The following is a 3,778-nucleotide window of genomic DNA, read 5'->3' on the forward strand; positions in this document are numbered from 1 at the left end:
CGAATAAGCAAATTTTAATCTTATTTTAATCTTACTATATCTTGTTCAAAGTCAACATAACAATTTCTCTCCCCGTATTACAGCTTGACTTATAGTGCAATCACATTTTCCTAATCTGTGAGCTTCTTTAGCACATCCAAAGAGCTTAAACATAATTAAATATAAAACTACCCACAGAAGTTATGAAAGTTAACAAGAACAGCAAGAATCAACAGCTTGAGCAGTTTCGGGAGGAAGGTAAGGATCAGTACATGACCACCGATCAAGGGGTGCGTGTTAACCACACAGATGATTCTTTGAAAGCCGGATCAAGGGGACCATTACTTATGGAAGATTTTCACTTCCGTGAGAAAATGACTCATTTCGATCATGAATCGATTCCAGAGCGGGTTGTTCATGCCAGAGGCTCGGGAGCACATGGGTATTTTCAGCCTTACAACGATACACTGAAGGAATTTACTAAAGCTAAATTCTTGACTGATCCTAATACACAAACACCTGTTTTTGTGCGTTTTTCAACTGTAGTGGGTTCCAGAGGATCAGCCGACACAGTGCGTGATGTTAGAGGTTTTGCAACTAAATTTTACACAGAAGAAGGTAATTATGACCTGGTAGGGAACAATATGCCTCCTTTCTTTATTCAGGATGCAAATAAGTTTGCCGACCTTGTGCACGCTATAAAGCCTGACCCGGACAACGAGATGCCACAAGCATCAGCTGCTCACGACACCTTCTGGGATTTTGCCTCTCTGATGCCTGAGACCATGCACATGATCATGTGGGTACTTTCTGATCGTGCCATACCTAGAAGCTTCCGTATGATGGATGGTTTTGGGGTACACACCTTTAGATTAATCAATGAAGAAGGCAAGGCACGCTTTGTTAAATTTCATTGGCGCTCCAAGCTGGGCGCGCATTCTTTAGTTTGGGACGAGGCTCAAAAGCTGGCAGGTAAAGACCCCGATTGGCTGCGCCGAGATTTATGGGAGGCTATTGACATGGGTGACCACCCGGAGTTTGAGCTTAACGTACAGATTGTAGAAGAAGAAGATGAGTTTAAGTTTGACTTTGATTTGCTTGACGCTACTAAAATAATTCCTGAAGAACTGGTTCCCTTAAGGCCGGTTGGCAAAATGGTGCTCAACCGCAACCCTGACAACTTCTTTGCAGAAACAGAGCAAGTAGCCTTCCACCCAGGAAACCTGGTACCTGGCATAGATGTTACAAACGACCCACTCTTACAGGGCCGCCTGTTCTCTTATGTTGATACACAACTGAACCGCTTTAACAGCGCAAATTTTGCGGAAGTACCTATTAACCGGCCACTGGCAAGCACACATAACCATCAGGGTGCAGGCTTTATGCGCCATACCATCAACAAAGGGAAAGCAAACTACTGGCCAAATTCTATAGGAGGCGGTTGCCCTATGATGGCCCCAGAAAAAATGGGTGGCTATGTGCATCACATGGAAAAGGTGGACGGGCACAAAATTCGCGCACGAAGCGAAAGCTTTAATGACCATTACAGCCAGGCAACCTTGTTTTGGAACTCTATGACAGAACCAGAAAAGAAGCATATTGTTAAAGCTGCCCATTTTGAACTTGGCAAAGTGATGTCAAAAGAAATTCGCCAGCGCATGCTGGGGCATTTCAATATAATCTCTCCTGACCTGGCTCAGCGGGTTTCTGAAGGAATAGGTGTGGAAGTACCGAAAGACTTCAAGCCAACGTCTACCGGTCATTACGAAGATAATGAGGCATCGAAGCAAATGAAGAAAGGAAAGTCAGTGAAAGAGACTGACTTTGTAAGTATGGAAAAGCATAAAATCGAAACCGTAGCTTCAAGGCAAATCGCTATACTTCTAGAGGATGGGTACGACTACTGCGAAGTAATGCAAGTGAAGAAAGCTTTAGAAGATGCTGGTGCACATACTAAAGTTGTTTCTAAATTTCATGGTATGCGCAAAGCTGCTACCGGCGAAGAGATAGAGACTGATAAGAGCCATATTACCACTGCTTCTATTATGTATGATGCCATTTATATTCCAGATGGTGAAGAAACAATCAAAGCCTTACTTAAAGAAGGAGATGCTATACATTTTGTAAATGAAGCCTTTAAACATTGCAAAGCAATTGCCACATCAGGTAACGGCATAGCGCTCCTGGAAAAAGCAGAAGTACTAGGTATAGATTTCGCGGCACACGATTCACAAAAGGTATTGTCAGATAAAGGCGTTGTTACAGCGGGTAACGATGCTGATGCTGAAGAGTTTGCTACAAAGTTTATTGACGCGATCAAGAAACACCGCCACTGGAACCGCGAAGAGAAAATGATGGTACCGGCATAATATGCTTATACCTATGAAACAAGAAGGGTCTCCTGTAGTACAGGAGACCCTTCTTGTTTCATAGGTGCTGGGTTAGCGTAAAAAATATGCCAGCTGTAGGCTAAAGGCAGTTTTATTGCTCTTCAAGTACGAATACGATGAAAAACCATTTCCTCTTTCATACCTTGCTTCAGCAGCATACTTATCTGTGCTTATACCTAAACCGATTAAAAGTGCTTGCTCATGCTTACGCATACTTTCTAAGGGCGCACCATCGTGAGTTTTTGATTGCCCGTAAAAGTACGTCTCTTTATGCTGCGTACTGTTGTCTGAAATTAGCAGGTTATTGGCAACCCCAACACTCAGGAACGGCCGCATAACACCAGTCCCCATAGAGTACCTGATCATATTATTAATCCCTAAATAGGTCAGCTTAAACTCAGTAGTAGCTGATTCATACTTATTAGCAGACTCTTTCTTTTCATAAGAACTACTAGCTGTATATGGCTTCCACATTATTTCATTTGCAATGGTCCACCTGCCGTGGTTTCTGGGTAATACTAGGTTAAGGGCTACGCCAGCAGTAGCACTGTTACCTGTAAAATCAGCACCTGATACACCCTCGAAAGAGGTAGCATCGCTAAACTTGTAAGTATAAAAACTATATCCGGCTACTACTCCAACTTTTAGAAATACCTTCTCTTTTTTGGCACTAAAATTTTCTGTGGCAGGTGCAATACAGGCATTATATGTTGAAACTAAATCTTTAATAGCATTTTGCTGAAATGGAGTTTTCTGAATCTTAGCCTGCAGATCTCCACATCCACCTAGATAGACACTTAAAAGCCCTTTGTATATCTCAAGAGTGTGGAAAGCTACACCTGTTTCTGTACTTCTCTTTACTTTTTGGTTAAGTAATTCCTTAGGCTCTTCAGCACCTTTGCCAATGTAGAAGTGCGTTTTAGATTCTTTATCTGTTAATACATATAGATTAACCTCCCCTTTCACTAAGGTTCTCAACATTACTGTATCTCGAATAATAGAAGGAGCCGCATCAGTTCTTATTTGGTTAAGGCTGGTTGGAGACATATCTACATCAACCGCAAAAGTATGATATAAATCTCCGTTTATAAATCCGAATGCCTGCACCTGTTTAGTTGTCAGTTTTTCAGATGATGTGCTTTCAAGGCTGTTTTTAACTTCAATTGTTTTAGGGTTGCGCTTCCAATCTTCATTTTTGATGAAAGCGGTTGTACTATCCCCGTTGAAGTTAATGTAATACCCCTTCTGAAAATTGGACTGCGAAAAGGCATTTAGGTTAAAAAAAATTAAAAAGGCGAAAGGTAAAATTGTTTTCATATATATTAATAAAAGGTTGATGAAGCAGAAGTATAAATAGATGCTTAAAGTTCGTACTAAATAAAAACATCCTCTTAATTTTTTGCATATAT

2 protein-coding genes are annotated in these 3,778 nt (G+C 41.2%); one reads left to right on the plus strand and one right to left on the minus strand.

Going from position 1 to position 3,778, the window contains the following annotated elements; all coding sequences use genetic code 11:
- The first annotated feature begins 182 nt into the window (after window positions 1–182).
- Complete coding sequence (locus tag ACFQ2O_RS20535) at window positions 183–2,348, plus strand: catalase (RefSeq protein ID WP_377532520.1); 2,166 nt, start codon at window positions 183–185, stop codon at window positions 2,346–2,348.
- 72 nt (window positions 2,349–2,420) lie between these two features.
- Here ACFQ2O_RS20535 and ACFQ2O_RS20540 read toward each other — a convergent pair.
- On the minus strand, window positions 2,421–3,778 hold a 1,358-nt coding region (locus ACFQ2O_RS20540; RefSeq protein ID WP_377532522.1), incomplete at its 5' end, for a hypothetical protein.

The organism is Pontibacter rugosus (genome assembly GCF_042678745.1).
GTDB lineage: Bacteria > Bacteroidota > Bacteroidia > Cytophagales > Hymenobacteraceae > Pontibacter > Pontibacter rugosus.

Coding starts and splice junctions, on each gene's coding strand:
- ACFQ2O_RS20535 (WP_377532520.1), top strand. CDS start 183: ATGAAAGTTAACAAGAACAGCAAGAATCAACAGCTTGAGCAGTTTCGG.